Consider the following 15,385-nt stretch of genomic DNA (forward strand, 5'->3'; position numbering starts at 1 on the left):
GACAGCAGCTCGAACGCCGGAGCCGATCCTGGTTCCGGCGTTTCGGTAGACGACAACCCGCGTCGGTCGGCGGGTCCGGGCCGGATCCGTTCCTGGTTCCGGGTGAGCGGGTCGGTGGGCCCGCTCGGTATCGGCACCTCCGTGCTGTGGCTCAGCATCATCGTGCTGCTGCCGCTGGCCGCGCTGACCGTCAAGTCCTTCGAGGACGGCTGGTCCGGGTTCTGGGACGCGGTCACCGCGCCCGGCGCGCTGGACGCCCTGCAGGTGACCGTGTTCGTGTCGGTCATCGTGACGCTGATCAATGTGGTGATGGGCACGCTCATCGCCTGGGTGCTGGTGCGCGACGAGTTCCCGGGCAAGGGCTTCGTGAACGGGCTCATCGATCTGCCGTTCGCCCTGCCCACCATCGTGGCCAGCATCGTGCTGCTGGCGCTGTACGGGCCGCAGTCGCCATTCGACATCCACCTCAATGCGACCCAGCCGGGTCTGGTGGTGGCGCTGGCGTTCGTGACGCTGCCGTTCGTGGTGCGGTCGGTGCAGCCGGTGCTCATCGAGGCCGACAAAGATGTGGAGCAGGCGGCCGCGTCGCTGGGCGCGGACAACTGGACCACCTTCCGGACCATCATCCTGCCGACGCTGGCGCCCGCCATCGTGAGCGGCTCGGGCCTGGCGTTCGCGCGCGCCATCGGCGAGTACGGGTCGGTGGTGCTGATCGGCGGCGGCATCCCGAAGAAGACGCAGATGGCCTCGCAGTATATCCAGCAGCAGATCGAGGTGGACCGCCCGGTGAACGCCGCCGCGGTCTCGGTGGCGCTGCTGGCGATCTCGCTGCTCACCCTGTTCGTCCTGCGGGTCGCGTCGGACCGTTTGGCGCGCCGGGAACGGGAGGCCTGATGAAGCTCGGTTTCTGGACGAAGATCTCGCTGCGCACGGTGGCGCTGGCGTATCTGTTCGTGCTGTTGCTGGTGCCGCTGGGCATCATCCTGGGGCGCACCTTCGAACGCGGTGTCGGCGCGTTCTACGACTCGATCTCCACACCCGCGGCGATCTCGGCGTTCAACCTGACCCTGACGATCGTGGCGATCGTGGTGCCGGTGAATGTGATCTTCGGTGTGATCATCGCGCTCGCCCTGGTGCGCGGGAAGTTCCCCGGCCGCAATCTGCTGCAGGCCGTGGTGGATCTGCCGATGGCGACTTCGCCGGTGGTGGTGGGTGTTTCGCTGATCCTGCTGTGGGGCGCCAACGGCTGGTTCGGCGGGCTGGACCACCATGGCTTGAAGATCATCTTCAATCTGCCGGGCATGGTGATCGCCACCATCTTCGTGACGCTGCCGTTCGTGGTGCGCGAGGTGGAACCGGTGCTGCACGAGATCGGCGACGATCAGGAACAGGCCGCGGCCACCCTGGGCGCGTCGGGCTGGCAGACGTTCTGGCGCATCACGCTGCCGGCCATCCGCTGGGGCCTGACCTACGGCATCGTGCTGACCGTGGCGCGGGCGCTGGGTGAATTCGGCGCGGTGATCATGGTGTCCACCGGCCTGCCCGGAAAGTCACAGACGCTCACACTGCTGGTGAACGGGCGATACGTGAACGACCACAACACCTTCGGCGCGTACTGCGCGGCGACGCTGCTGATGGGCATCGCCCTCGTCGTCCTTCTGCTCATGACCCTCCTCGAACGCAAGCGGGGCACTGCCAAATGATCACCGTGACCAATGCGAACAAGCGGTACGGCACCTTCGCCGCGCTCGATGATGTCAGCATCGACATCCCGTCGGGTGAGCTGACCGCGCTGCTGGGCCCGTCCGGTTCGGGCAAGTCGACGCTGCTGCGCTCGATCGCGGGACTGGAGACGCTCGACAACGGCCTGGTCACCATTGCGGGCCGCGACGTCACCAATGTGTCGCCGCAGAAGCGCGATATCGGCTTCGTCTTCCAGCATTACGCCGCGTTCAAGCACATGACCGTGCGCGACAATGTGGCCTTCGGGCTCAAGATCCGCAAGCGGCCCAAGGCCGAGATCAAGAAGAAGGTCGACGACCTGCTCGAGATCGTCGGCCTGGACGGCTTCCAGCACCGGTATCCGGCGCAGCTGTCGGGTGGTCAGCGTCAGCGCATGGCCCTGGCCCGGGCGCTCGCGGTGGATCCGCAGGTGCTGCTGCTGGACGAGCCGTTCGGCGCGCTGGACGCGAAAGTCCGTGCGGACCTGCGTACCTGGCTGCGGCGGCTGCACGAGGAGGTGCACGTCACCACCGTGCTGGTCACCCACGATCAGGAGGAGGCCCTCGACGTGGCCGACCGCATCGCGGTCATGAACAAGGGCCGCATCGAGCAGGTCGGCACTCCGGAGGACGTGTACGACCGGCCCGCCAATGAATTCGTCATGTCGTTTCTGGGCGCGGTGGCCAAGCTGAACGGGCATCTGGTGCGACCGCACGATATTCGCGTCGGCCGGGATCCGAGCATGGCGCTGGCGGCGCACGAGGGCACCGCGCAATCCGCCGGCGTCACCCGGGCGACGGTGGAGCGGGTCGTGCAGCTCGGGTTCGAGGTGCGGGTGGAGCTGCGCAACGCGGCCACCGGTGATCTGTTCACCGCGCAGGTGACCCGCGGTGACGCCGCCGCGCTGCACCTGGCGGAGGGCGAGACCGTGTATGCCCGCGCCACCCGGATCCCGGAGCTTCCCGTCTCGTAAATTAGTCCCGTTTAAGCGATTTCAGCGAGAAGTCACGACACGCCCAATTGATCTACCGATTGGCGAATCGCCCCGACGCAGGCACGCCGAATCTCGCTCTGCCGTAGCGTGAGCCTCGAAACGTGCAGGTCCAGAGGGGAAACAGCGGACGTGACGAGTGCGGGTGGAAAACGGGCCGGGATCATCGGGGCCGGTATCGCGGGGCTGGTCACCGCGAAAGTGCTGCGAGACGACGGATTCGAGGTCGTCGTCTTCGACAAGGAGGGCGCGGCAGGCGGGGTATGGATCGAGGCCCGGACCTATCCGGGCCTGCGCACCAACAATTCCCGTGATACCTACGCCTACTCCGATCACCCATATCCGGAGTCGGCCGAGGTGTTCCCGACGGCTGCGCAGGTGCGGGACTACCTGGCGTCCTATGTGGAGCGCTTCGGGCTGTCGCCGCTGCTGCGGCTGTCGACCGAGGTGATCCGGGTGTCCGAGGTGGGCGAGGGCTTCGTGCTGAAGGTCTGCGGCCCGGACGGGGTCGAGGAGCTGCGGTTCGACTTCGTGGTGGTGTGCGCGGGCGTGTTCTCCACCCCGCAGCTCCCGGTCATCGAGGGCGAGGAGGAGTTCGGCGGCGTGCGGCTGCATTCCAGCCGGGCCACCGATCCGAGGCTGTTCACCGGCCGGCGGGTGGTGGTGGTCGGGGCCGGGAAGTCGGCGCTGGATTGCGCGGCCTGGGTGGGGGAGCACGCGCGGGAGTGCACGCTGGTGTTCCGCCGGGCCCATCCGATGCTGCCGCGGTTCCTGCCGGGCCGGGTGCCCTCGGACCGGATCATCCTGAACCGCAGCACCGAAGCGTTCTTCCGCTATCACCGGCAGACCCTGATCGAGCGGTTCCTGCACGGGCCGGGCAAGAAGTTCACCGAACGGTATTGGCGGGTGGTCTCGGCTTCGATGCGGTTGCTGCTGCGGTCGCCGAAGGTCATGGTGCCGGACGCGCCGCTGCCGGCGGGGATCGAGAATCTGGGTGTCAGCGACGAGTTCTTCCGGATGGCCCGGCGCGGGCGAATCTCCTTGCGGCGCGACACCATCGCGGCCTTCCCCGGCGGCACCGCGGTCCAACTGGCCGGGGGCGATCAGCTCGACGCCGATGTCGTCGTCTTCGCCACCGGCTGGCGGCAGGAGCTGGAATTCCTGGCGCCCGAGCTGGCCAAGACCGTCCGGGTCGAGGGCCGGTTCCAGCTCTACCGGCACATTCTGCCGCCGACGCTGCCGCGGCTCGGCTTCATCGGATACGGCTCCTCCGTGGCCTGCCAGCTCACCGCGGAGGTGTCCGCGCACTGGCTGTCCCAGCATTTCCTGGGTGAGCTCGCCCTGCCCGCCGTCGACGGCATGCACAGGGAGATAGCGCGTGTCGGGACGTGGCTGGGCGAGGTCATGCCCGAACGCAGGGAGGGCTACTACCTCGGCCCGTACCTGACCCACCACATCGACGAGCTGATGGGCGACATGGGTCTGCCCACCCGGCGCACCGACAACTTCGTCACCGAGTACTTCGACACCCTGTTGCCCGGCCGGTACGCAGATCTCACCGAGGAACGCCTGCGGGCCCGGATATCCGGGTCGCGGCATCGCAGGTATGTGAGCGCCGGCGGTTCCCTCGGGGGAGTCGCGGCGCTCACCATGGCGTATGCCTATTACCGGAAGATCCGGGGCCGGTCGGCGTAGCGGTGCCGCTTCACAGCGCGGAGTTCTCTCAGCGCAGGGTCCGCACCCAGCGGCGGGTGTCGGCCGGGTCGATGACGTCGTCGAGTTCGAGAACCGTTGCGGCGGTGAGGGCCTTGCCGCTGTCGTAGGCGGCCTGGACCAGTGCGTCGAAGGCGGCCTGCCGCTGCACCGGATCCTCGATGGCGGCCAGCTCCTTGGCGAAGCCCAGCCGGACCGCGCCCTCCAGGCCCATGCCGCCGATCTCGCCGGTGGGCCAGGCGATCACGAAGCGGGGTGCGCGGAAGGAGCCCGCCGCCATGGCCTGTGCGCCCAGGCCGTAGCCCTTGCGCAGAATGACGGTGCCGAAGGGCACGTCGAGGGCGGCGGCGTCGATGAACAGGCGGCTGAACTTGGTGACGGTGGCGTGCTCCTCGGCCTCGGGGCCGACCATGAAACCCGGTGTGTCACAGAGGGACACGATGGGCAGGCCGTGGGCGCCGCAGAGCTGCAGGAAAGCGGACAGTTTGTCGGCCGCCGGTGCGTCGATGGCGCCGCCCAGGTGGTGGCAGTCGTTGGCGATGAGGCCGAAGGGGCGGCCCTCGACCCGGACCAGGGCCGTCACGATGCCGACGCCCCAGTCCCGGCGCAGTTCCAGCACCGACCCGACATCCACGATGGCGTCGATGGCCGCGCGAACGTCGAAGGCGCGCAGCCGGTTCTCGGGCACCACGTGCCGGGCCAGGCGCGGGTCGGGCGCTTCCCACTCCGCTTCCGCCCCTTGGAAGTACGACAGGTAGCGGCGGGCCAGATCGACCGCCTCGGCCTCGTCGGCGGCGACGATGTGGACCACGCCATTGCGGCGCTGCACCTCGATCGGGCCGATGTCCTCGGGCGCGTACACGCCCAGTCCGCCGCCCTCGATCATGGCGGGGCCGCCCATGCCGATATTGGCGTCGGGGGTGGCGATCACGACATCGCACATGCCCAGCAGGGCGGCATTGCCGGCGAAGCAGCGGCCGGAGACGATGCCGATGAGCGGCACCGTACCCGACAGCGCGCCCATGGCGCGGAAGGTGGTGACGTCCAGGCCGGAGATGCCGCCGTGGTCGGTGTCGCCGGGGCGGCCGCCGCCGCCCTCGGTGAAGAAGACCACCGGAAGCCGTTGCTCGCGAGCCAGTTCCAGCATGCGGTCGGTCTTGGCATGATTGCGCATGCCCTGGGTGCCGGCGAGCACGGTGTAGTCGTAGGACATGACCAGCGCGCGGGTGCGGTCCGCGCCGAAGCGGCCGGCATTGATGGTCGCCACGCCCGCGATCAGGCCGTCGGCGGGGGTGTTGGCGATCAGGTCCTCGAGGCTGCGGCGGCTGCGCTGGGCGGCGACCGCCAGCGCGCCGTATTCGACGAAGCTGTCGGGGTCGACCAGGTCGGTGATGTTCTCGCGGGCGGTGCGGCGGCCGAGCCGATGCCGCTTGGCGACCGCGGTCTCGCGCCGGGCGTCGAGGGTGGTGTCGTGGCGGTCCAGTACCTCGGCGAGGTCGGCGCGTACCGAATCCAGGTCCACCACGGTCGATTCCGCGGCCGGGCCGTCGTGGTCGGCGGCCATCCAGGTGACCAGGATGGCGTGCGGGTCGACCACGGCACCCGGTGCGACCGCGTGCCGCAGCACCCGCAGCGGTTCGGTCGCGCGCAGCACGTGCTGCATCTTCATGGCCTCCAGGACCGCGACCTCGGCTCCCGCGGCGAGAACCGTTCCGGGCTCGGCCAGCGAGACGACGGTGGCGCCCATCGGTGAACGCAGGGCCTGTTCGCCTTCGTCCAGATCGAGCTCGGCGGCAGCGGCCTGCCGTACCGGCTGCGGCCCGGTCGGATCCTCGAAACCCTCTGCCCGGGAGCGCAGGTCGTCGAGGCGCCGCTCGAACCAGGCCGTGGTCACCGGGCCCGCGTCGCCGAGCTCGGCGAGCACGGCGCGGAGCAGGTGCAGGTTGGTGTCGACACCGCCGATCACGGTCTCGGCCAGCGCGTCCGAACACCGTTGCAGCGCGGCGCGGTACGACGGCGCGGACGTGATGATCTTCGCGAGCAGCGAATCGAATTGCACCCCTTGCCGCATCCCCACCTGGGCGGCGGTGTCGACGCGCACGCCCATGCCGGTCGGGGCGTCGAAGCGGCTGATCACGCCGGTGCTCGGCAGCACCGTGCCGTCGGCCGCGAGCAGTTCGGCATTGACCCGCGCCTGCACGGCGTAGCCACGGGTCTCGTTCTTGGGCAGATCGAGTTCGGCCAGCGTGCGGCCCTGTGCCAGGTCCAGTTGCAGCGCGACCAGGTCCACGCCGGTCACCGCCTCGGTCACGGTGTGCTCGACCTGCAGGCGCGGATTCACCTCCAGGAACCAGACATTCGTGCCGTCCACCAGGAACTCCACGGTGATGACGCCCCGGCAGCCCACCGCCTCGGCGATGAGCACCGCCTCCCGCTGCACCCGATCCCGCACGGCCGCGGGCAGTTCCGGTGCGGGCGCGATCTCGATGACCTTCTGCCGCCGCCGCTGCACGCTGCAATCGCGGTCGCCCAGCGCGACCGCGCCGAGCCCGTCGGCGACCACCTGCACCTCGATGTGCCGTGCTCGGTCGACCAGGGCTTCGGCGTAGACGCTGTCGTCGCCGAATCCGGCGAGGGCCTCGGCCCGGCAGCGTTCGACGGCCTCCGCCAGCAGCGCCGCCTCGGTCACGGGCCGCATGCCCCGGCCGCCGCCGCCCGCCGCGGCCTTCACCATGACGCCGCCGGGATGTTCGGCGAGCAGCGCGGCGATCTCGTCTACTCCGGCTCCGGCCCGGGTCGCGGGCAGCACCGCCGCCCCGGCGCGCGCGGCCGCCTCGCGCGCCGCGACCTTGTCGCCGAAAATCCGCAGCGCGTCCGGTGCGGGCCCGACGAAGGTCAGTCCCGCCGCCGCGCAGGCCGCCGCGAACTCCGCACTCTCGCTGAGGAATCCGTACCCCGGGTGTACGAGCGCGCCCGGTCCGCAGGCCGCCGCGGCACACACCACGGATTCGACATCGAGGTAGCTCGCCGCGCCGCTGCCCGGCAGTACGAGCGCCCGGTCGGCCAGCCGGACCGCCAGACTTCCGCTGTCCTCGGCGGTGTGCAGCACCTCCGTCGCATACCCGAGCTCCCGGGCCGTCCGCACCACCCGGACCGCGACCTCACCACGATTCGCCACTACCACTCGCACGCCGCCAGGCTCCACAACTCGCACGCCGCCAGGCTATGGCACGAATCACCCGGAGGGCTCAGAACTTCGTGACGAGCAGTCGTAGTCGCGTTGCTCGACGATCAATCCGTCCCGGATGGTGAGGAAGGCGGCGAATCACCTGCCGCCCGCGTTCGGCCGCGGCCGGGATCTCGCCCAGATTCCGTGTCGCGCCCTGCGGGACCAGTGCGTTCGGCAGCTCCCGCTGCACGACGTCGGGGTGGAAGTAGGCGGCCAGGCCCGTTCCGGTGGCGCCGGCCGCGACGGCTCGGTGGTAACGGACGGCCAGTTCGATATTCGGATGGTCGGGCATATCACTCACCGGGCCAGTCGAACACGGCGGCGGGTGCGGTGGGGGCTATGTTCGGGGCATGCATTGGGATCAGATGACGGCCACCCCGGGTGCGCTGCGGACGGCTGCGGCGCGGCTGCGGCGCGGGGTGGGGCAGCTGGAAATCCTGGCGACCATCATCGAGGCGGCGGACGGGCCGTGGCTGGGGGCCATGGATTCCGATGGGCGGGGGACCGCCGAGCTGCGCATGCACCTGGCGGGGAAGTACCGGTTCACGGCGGTGGTGACCAGTGCCGGGAAACTGTCACTGGCGGAACTGAATTCGCCTGGGCGTGGGAAGCGGGCGGAGCTGGTGCTGTCCACCAAGGCCGCCCAGCGCAAGGGCTGGGACGTGCGCAAGGACATGCCCAAGCCGCAGGAGTGGGTGGACTACGTGGTCGGTTGGGTCCAGGCCGCCAGCGCGGCCGTCGGCCGGCGGGACGTGGTGGAGTGGCTGCTCCGGGGCGCCGACCAGCGGCTGGCCGCCATGAACGACAGTGTCGAGACCATGCGGGCCGCCCTCGCCGAGCGCGAGCAGATGCGGGACGAGCTGGCCGCCGAAGTCGCGGAGCTGCGGGAGGAACTCGAGGCGGAATCAGCCCTCGCCGACAAGCGCGTCGTCGGCGGCGACATAGCGCCAGACGGGGAGGAGAGCGTGGTCGTCGAGGGGGTCGCCGGCGAGATGGGCGGTGGCGCGGAGGCGGGCGGTGACGTCGTCGGCGTCGAGGCCGGAGCCGATGAGGACCAGGTTGCTGAGCCGGGGTTCATGGCGGGTCCAGGCGGTGGGCTCGATGGTGATGTGGCGGCCCACCATGTGCAGCACGAACTTTCGCGGGTCGTCGGGGACGGCGAAGGCCAGCACGCCCTTGGCGCGGAACAGGCCGGCGGGCGGATCCTCCAGTAGCGCAATGAGTTCGCGCGGATTCAGGTCCGTGTCGGAGGTGAAGGAGACGCTGTCGTAGGCGTCGTGCAGGTGCCGGTGGTCGCGGCAGTCCTGGCCATGCTCGTGGCAGTGGTCTCCGTGCCCGTCATCGGTGTGCTCGTCGAGCAGCAGCTCGTCGAAGCTGAGCTGTTCACCGACGCGTGGCCGGTGCGGTTCGCGGGTGGGGACGTCGAACAGCAGGCCCGGGTCGACGTGCCCGTGGCTGGTCGGATACACCGGGACCTGACCGACCAGCCCGGTGATCTCCGACCGCAGCCGCTCCAGCGCGGCCGGCTCGACGCGGTCGGCCTTGTTGAGCACCACCAGATCCGCCATGCGCAGGTGCGTCGCGAGTTCCGGGTGCAGTTCGCGGCTGGCGGGGAAGTGCTCGGCATCGACCACCTCGACCAGCCCGCCGTAGCGAATGCGCGGATTGTCGCTGTTCACCACCATGCGAATGAGATTGCGCGGCTCCGCCAGTCCGCTGGCCTCCACCACGATGACGTCGATCTTCTGCCTGGGATGCGCCAGCCGGTCGAACAGCTCGTCCAGCTCGCTGACATCCACCGCGCAGCACACGCACCCGTTGCCCAGCGACACCATGGCGTCGACCTGCCCGGCCACCAGCATGGCATCGATATTGACCGCGCCGAAGTCGTTGACCACCACCCCGATTCGCGTGCTCCGGGTCCGCAGCAGCCGGTTGAGCAGCGTCGTCTTCCCGGCGCCGAGGAATCCGGCCACGATCAGGACTGGGATGCGGCGGGTCACGGCGACCACCCTACCGACCGGTTGTGAGCCCGCCGCAGCACACCGGAAACCGCGTGGAAATAACAGCCTCCTACCGTGACGGACTATCCGGACCGACCACGGGAGGTGCGCTGTGCGGGTGCGCGACATTCTCGATGCGCCGCAGTTGCGGATGCGGCTGCTGCACGGGGACGCGGGGGAACTGGATCGGCCGGTCGCCAGGGTCTGTGCGACGGATATGCCCGATCCCCGGCCCTTCGTGACACCGGGTGCGCTGGTGTGCACCGGATTGGTGTGGCGGCAGCAGGCCGCGGATGCGGACCGCTATGTGGGCCTGCTGGCGGGAGCCGGGGTCGCCGGTGTGGTGGCCGGGCAGGCGCTGCACGGGCACGTGCCCGAGGATGTGGTCGAGGCCTGTCGCCGGCACGGGTTGCCGCTGCTGTCCGCACCCCAGAGCGTGCCGTTCAGCCGGATCATCGAATACCTGGCCGAGCAGGCGGCCGAGGTGCGCTGGCGCCGGGTGCAATCGCGCGCCGACCGGCAACGCCGGCTGCTGGCCGCGGTCGCCGCCGGGACCGGTATCGAGACCCTGGTCGCGGATTTCGCGGCGGAACAGCGGGTTTCGGCCTGGATTCTGACCTCGACCGGGACGGTCATCGCCGGCACCGAGGACCTGGCCGAGCCGGATATCGATCGCATCGTCGCCACCGCGCTCACCGCGCCGCGCCTGCCCGCGGTCACCACCGGCGCGATGCGAGTCCTCCAGGTCGGTGCGGGCGACCGCATAACCGCCTGGTACCTGGTGATCCGCCCGTCGGCCCCGGAACTGGACCCGTTCGGCGCGGATCTGGCGGCCGTGGCGGAGCTGTACCGGCAGCGTCGCGCCGACCGGCAGCACCTGGATTGGGAACTGGCCGACCGCTTCCCGGTGCCGTTCGCCGAACGGGCGGACCGGTGTGAGGCGGCCCTCGTCTGCGAGGTCCATGCCGCCGACGGCCCGACCGGCCCGGTGCGCAAACCGGGCGAGCCGCAGCGCCGATCGCTGTCCGGGGGTGTCGCGGGCGCCATCGAACGGGCGGGAGCACCGGCTCGCAGTGCGGGACCTGTGGCACCGCAGCGGGTTTCGAGCCGGGCCGATTCGTCCGCCGGGTTGCCGGCCGTACGCGCGGCCCTGCACGACGCCCTCCCGGATATCGCCACGTCGATCGACCGCGAAGGCAGGCTGGTCGGCGTGACGGCCGGAACCCAGGACGGGATCGCGGCCGCGGTGGTCCGGCGTCTCGGGCGAATCGCACCGGCGCTCACCGAGATTCGGCTCGCGGTCGGCGTGAGCGCCCGGCAGCCGGAGGAAACCCCGGCGGGTGCGATCGCCGCGGCGGCGGCGGCCGCCACCGCGGCCCGCGACGATGCGGCCCCGGTCAGCCTGCGGGTGGCCGATATCGATTCGGCCGTCGGTCTGCTCACCGCGGTCCCCGGCGGCCTCCAGCGACGATTCGCTGAACGCGTGCTGGGTCCGGTGCTGGACTACGACCGGCGGCACGGGGCCGGACTGCTGGAGACGCTGGAGGTGTTTCTCGGGTGCGAAGGCTCGTGGCGGCAGGCGGCCGATCGAATGCACCTGCACCTCAATACCGTTCGCTACCGCATAGGCCGGATCGAGGAGCTCACCGGGCGCGATCTCGGGCGGCTCGACGATCGGCTGGATCTGTATCTGGCGGTGCGCACGCTGGCCGGTCAGACCACGCCGGTGTAGGGATCCCAGGCGGTTCCGGCGTCCGGGGCGTCCTCGCGCAGCACACTCGCCTGGATCAGACCGTAGGGGCGGTCGTCGGCGTGGAAGACCTCGCCCTTGTTCGGGACCCCGAAACGGTCTGTGTCGTAAGCGAAGTGGTGCTTGTTGGGGGCCGACATGCGGATCTCCGCAAGACACGGATACGCCGCCAGCGCGGCCCGGCCCATCTCGAACAGGGTCTGCTGCAAGGCCTTCGAGTGCAGGGTCGCGAAGGTCTCGACCATGGCGGAGCGGATCCCGTGGTAGGCGGTATCCCAGTCCTGGGGCGCGGTGGCGAAGCGCCAGCGGGCGATCAGGCTGGTGGCCAGGATCCGGTCGTGGGCGGGTTCGAGGACGGTGAACGGGTCTTCGAGGAAACCCGCGAACTCCGAACCCGTGGACTTGAGGATCACCAGATCCTTGACGCCCCCGATCACCCATTCGCGGCGGTCCCCACCGGCCCCGCTCACGGTGATCGCCGCGATCCGCACCTCCGGCCCCACCCGCGTCCAAGTGTGGTCGTGCCCGCTGCCGCCGACCGGAACCCGTTGCCACGCATACTCTTCGATCTCGAGGCGCGCCGAATCGACGGGCTCGATGTCGTCGACGAAGTGCCGGGCCAGGGCCAGTCCGTACTCCTCGATGCTGCCGTCGCCGTGGCTCTTGGCGTAGGTGTAGATGGTCTGCTTCTGCGAATCCGTCGGCAGCACCGTGCCCTGATCGCCAACGGTATGCGCGTCGTCGAACGCGCCGCGCAGGCACGAGGACACGTTCAGGTCCCGGATCTCGTGCCGGGCGGTGTCGCGGTAGATGCGCACCACCCGATTCTCGGCCTTGCCGTACTGGTGCCGGCCGAGCACGATCCGGCCGCCGGTGTCGCTCATGGTCGCCTCTCGTCGTCGCTGATCACTGTGCCCCACTGTGACGTACGGGAGCCGCCGCACACGCTGGTTCCGAGGACAAAACGCCGTACTCCGCCACCGCGACGTTTGGGCGAATTGCACAAAGCCCCGCGGTGCCGGCGCTGCCTAGCCTGACGATCACCCGACCAGGAAGGAAAGACAGGGCCATGCCTTCGCTCGATCCCGTCGACACGACGTCGCCCCTTGCCGTCGACACGCGGCTGCCGTGGCATCGGCTGCTGGTGTTCGGAATTCAGCACGTGCTGATCATGTACACCGGATGTGTCACGGTGCCTTTGGTTTTCGGCGCGGCCGCCGGGCTCGGCACGTCCACCGTCGCCCTGCTGATCAGCGCGGACCTGCTGGTGGCGGGCGTCATCACCATGGTGCAGAGCCTCGGGCTGGGCCGGTTCGCCGGTGCGCGGCTGCCGATCGTCACCGGCGCGACCTTCGTGGCCATGAGCCCGATGATCCTGATCGCCAAGGACTACGGGCTCCAGGCGATGTACGGATCCATGCTGCTCGGCGGCGTGATCGGCATCGCGCTGGCGTGGCCGTTCGCCTCGATCGTGCGGTTCTTCCCGCCTCTGGTGAGCGGGACCGTGCTGACCGTGGTCGGCATTTCGCTGATCGGCGTGGCGGGCGGCCTGATCGTGGGCAGCGATCCCGAGGCGGCCACCTTCGCCGCGCCCTCACACATCGCGCTGGCCGCGGCGGTGCTGATCGTCGCGCTGGTGTGCACGGTGCTCGGCCGGGGCGTGTGGTCGCAGCTGGGCGTGCTGATCGCGCTGATCGTCGGCATCGTCATCGCCGTCCCCATGGGCCTGATCAACCTCGACGGCGTCTCCCGGGCGGCATGGCTCGGCGTACCCCACCCGTTCCACTTCGGCGCTCCGCAGTTCCCGGTCACGGCGGTGGTGGCCATGACCATCGTGATGGTGGTCGTGTTCGCCGAATCCACCGCGAGCATGCTGGCCATCGGCGAGATCACCGGAAAGCCTTCGACCCGAGCCGATCTGGCGCGCGGACTGGTCGGTGACGGACTCTCGGCGGTGCTGGCCGGTGTCCTGAACTCGTTCGTGGACACCATCTTCAACCAGAATGTCGGTGCGGTCGCCAACACCCGCGTGTACAGCCGCTATGTGACGGCGGTCAGCGGCGCGATCCTGGTTGTCCTGGGTCTGGTTCCGCGCTTCGGCGCACTGGTCGCCGCCATCCCCCAGCCGGTCGTCGGTGGTGTCGGCCTGGTGCTGTTCGCGACCATCGCGGTGATCGGTGTGGACACCCTTCGCAAGGCCGATCTCTCGGATCGCGTGAACCTCACCCTCATTGCCGTCTCGATCGGCGTCGGCCTGGTCCCGGTCCTGACCAAGGGAATGTTCGACAAATTCCCGTCCTCGGCCCAGATCCTGCTCAACAGCGGCATCAGCCTTGCCGCCGCAACGGCTTTCACCCTGAACCTCGTCTTCAACCACACCGGGCTCGGCGAAATGGCGAGGGGCGCATGGAATCCCGCGCCGACGACCGCCGACCCCGATGCCCCTGACCCGGTACCCGCCACCTGAGCCCCTCCTCATCGGGGAGACCGGAGCCGTGGATTCCGTCCGGATCCGCGGCTCCGGTTTGTCGGCCGGATCACCCGCAGGCGTTGACCCATTCCGAGAGGCCGTCGGTGAACATCTGGCGCTTCCAGATGGGGACCTCGTGCTTGATGCGGTCGACCAGTTCGGCGCAGGTGGTGAAGGCTTCGGCGCGGTGGGGCGCGGCGACGGCGACGACGATCGCGAGGTCGCCGATGGTCAGGGGGCCGATGCGGTGCACGGCCGCCACCGGCAGTCCGGAGGACTCGGCGACCTCCGTGCACACCTTGCGCAGGAACTCCTCGGCCTGCGGGTGCGCCGAGTACTCCAGCGCCGAAACCGATTGTCCGCCATCGTGATCGCGCACCTTGCCGGTGAACACCACGATGCCGCCGTGCTCCGGTCCGCTCACCGCCTGCTCCACCTCGGCCGGATCGAGCGGCTGATCGCTGATCCGGGCCAGCAGTTCACTCATGGCTGCCTCCTCCGGCCACCTGGGCCAGCAGATGTTCGAGAAGCGGTGTCAGTACGGCCATGCCGTCCTTCACCCCGCCCGGCGAACCGGGCAGATTGACGATCACGGTGCGCCCGGCCAGGCCCGCCACGCCCCGGCTGAGCGCGGCGAGCGGGAACTTGGCGGTGCCCGCCTGGCGGATGGCGTCGGCCACGCCCGGCAGCTCCCGATCGAGCAGGGCGAGCGTCGCCTCCGGGGTGCCGTCGGTGGGGGAGGCTCCCGTGCCGCCCGTGCTGATGACCAGATCCGGCTCGGTGGACAGTGCATCCGCGAGGCCGAAGGCGATATCCGCATCCGCGAACACCAGCGGCCCGCGCACCGAGAAGCCCTGTGCGCCGAGCCATTCGGTCAGGACGGGGCCGGTGGTGTCCTGGCGGCTACCGGCCGCGACCCCGGTCGAAGCGACCACGACGGCGGCCGTCCGGCCCACGCCCGCGAGCGGAGCCGTTGCGGCAGCGGCCTTTTCGTGCTTCTCGTGCCGGTGGTGCTCGCCGTGGTGTCCCTCGGCCTCCGGCCGCACCCAATGTCCGTGCTTCCCACCCTCTTTGGTGATCAGCCGCACCCCGTTCAGGGTGGCGGCCGGATCCACCGCCTTCACCATGTCGTGCAGCGTGAGGCCCGCGACCGCGACCGCGGTCAGCGCCTCCATCTCGACGCCGGTCGGCCCCTTGGTCTTGGCGCTCGCCTCGATGGTGATGGTGGTGTCGGTGAAGCCGAAGTTCACGGTCACCGACGACAGCGCCAGCTGATGGCACAGCGGAATCAGCTCGGAGGTCTTCTTCGCGCCGTTGATCCCGGCGATGCGCGCGGTGCTGAGCACATCGGCCTTGGGCATGTCGTCGGCGCGGACCAGCCGGATGACCTCGGCGGTGGTGTGCAGTTCTCCCGCGGCGACCGCGATGCGCGCGGTGTCGGCCTTCGCGCTCACATCGACCATGCGGGCGCGACCTTCACGGTCGACATGCGACAACTCACTCATGA

The 15,385-nt window shown here is 69.9% G+C and carries 12 protein-coding genes; 6 read left to right on the forward strand and 6 right to left on the reverse strand.

Translation table 11 applies throughout. The features are described 5' to 3' along the window. The first annotated feature begins 84 nt into the window (after positions 1-84). The 4 genes from cysT (at position 85) to ACIRRA_RS19115 (ending at position 4,408) form a co-directional block, all read left to right on the forward strand. The gene (cysT, locus tag ACIRRA_RS19100; protein ID WP_402769853.1) at positions 85-894 is read left to right on the forward strand and encodes a sulfate ABC transporter permease subunit CysT; all 810 of its coding nucleotides are present in this window, start codon (positions 85-87) and stop codon (positions 892-894) included. Beyond that, positions 894-1,703, forward strand: a complete 810-nt coding sequence (gene cysW / locus ACIRRA_RS19105) for a sulfate ABC transporter permease subunit CysW (protein WP_402769483.1) — start codon at positions 894-896, stop codon at positions 1,701-1,703. Before cysT ends, cysW begins: the two co-directional genes overlap by 1 nt. Beyond that, the gene (locus ACIRRA_RS19110) at positions 1,700-2,695 is read left to right on the forward strand and encodes a sulfate ABC transporter ATP-binding protein (RefSeq protein ID WP_354835064.1); all 996 of its coding nucleotides are present in this window, start codon (positions 1,700-1,702) and stop codon (positions 2,693-2,695) included. Before cysW ends, ACIRRA_RS19110 begins: the two co-directional genes overlap by 4 nt. Before the next feature lie 150 nt (positions 2,696-2,845). Continuing rightward, positions 2,846-4,408, forward strand: a complete 1,563-nt coding sequence (locus ACIRRA_RS19115) for a flavin-containing monooxygenase (protein WP_402769486.1) — start codon at positions 2,846-2,848, stop codon at positions 4,406-4,408. A gap of 28 nt (positions 4,409-4,436) precedes the next feature. Here the strand turns inward: ACIRRA_RS19115 and ACIRRA_RS19120 are convergent, their stop codons facing one another. The 3 genes from ACIRRA_RS19120 to ACIRRA_RS19130 all read right to left on the reverse strand — a co-directional run bounded on the left by ACIRRA_RS19120 (position 4,437) and on the right by ACIRRA_RS19130 (position 9,658). Beyond that, a complete protein-coding gene (locus ACIRRA_RS19120) occupies positions 4,437-7,640 on the reverse strand; it encodes a carboxyl transferase domain-containing protein (protein ID WP_402769489.1) in 3,204 nt (1,067 codons plus the stop codon). 34 nt (positions 7,641-7,674) lie between these two features. Beyond that, a complete protein-coding gene (locus tag ACIRRA_RS19125; RefSeq protein WP_402769492.1) occupies positions 7,675-7,956 on the reverse strand; it encodes a hypothetical protein in 282 nt (93 codons plus the stop codon). A gap of 604 nt (positions 7,957-8,560) precedes the next feature. Further along, a complete protein-coding gene (locus tag ACIRRA_RS19130; RefSeq protein WP_402769495.1) occupies positions 8,561-9,658 on the reverse strand; it encodes a CobW family GTP-binding protein in 1,098 nt (365 codons plus the stop codon). A 118-nt stretch (positions 9,659-9,776) separates the two neighbouring features. Between ACIRRA_RS19130 and ACIRRA_RS19135 the strand changes: the two genes are divergently transcribed. Continuing rightward, positions 9,777-11,390, forward strand: a complete 1,614-nt coding sequence (locus ACIRRA_RS19135; RefSeq protein WP_402769498.1) for a helix-turn-helix domain-containing protein — start codon at positions 9,777-9,779, stop codon at positions 11,388-11,390. Here ACIRRA_RS19135 and pucL read toward each other — a convergent pair. Further along, positions 11,372-12,292, reverse strand: a complete 921-nt coding sequence (gene pucL, locus ACIRRA_RS19140) for a factor-independent urate hydroxylase (protein ID WP_402769500.1) — start codon at positions 12,290-12,292, stop codon at positions 11,372-11,374. The genes ACIRRA_RS19135 and pucL overlap by 19 nt on opposite strands. A gap of 185 nt (positions 12,293-12,477) precedes the next feature. On the opposite strand from pucL, the gene ACIRRA_RS19145 reads away from it, so the two are divergent. Continuing rightward, complete coding sequence (locus ACIRRA_RS19145; protein WP_402769503.1) at positions 12,478-13,875, forward strand: uracil-xanthine permease family protein; 1,398 nt, start codon at positions 12,478-12,480, stop codon at positions 13,873-13,875. Positions 13,876-13,945: 70 nt separating this feature from the next. On the opposite strand, the gene ACIRRA_RS19150 is transcribed toward ACIRRA_RS19145, so the two are convergent. Next, positions 13,946-14,365 (reverse strand): molybdenum cofactor biosynthesis protein MoaE, encoded by a 420-nt coding sequence (locus tag ACIRRA_RS19150; RefSeq protein ID WP_379382310.1) that lies wholly within the window; start codon positions 14,363-14,365, stop codon positions 13,946-13,948. Continuing rightward, entirely contained in the window at positions 14,358-15,383 is a 1,026-nt protein-coding gene (gene moaCB, locus ACIRRA_RS19155) for a bifunctional molybdenum cofactor biosynthesis protein MoaC/MoaB (protein WP_402769507.1), read from the reverse strand. Before moaCB ends, ACIRRA_RS19150 begins: the two co-directional genes overlap by 8 nt. Positions 15,384-15,385: the final 2 nt, after the last annotated feature.

Source organism: Nocardia sp. NPDC101769, from assembly GCF_044766925.1.
Lineage (GTDB): Bacteria > Actinomycetota > Actinomycetes > Mycobacteriales > Mycobacteriaceae > Nocardia.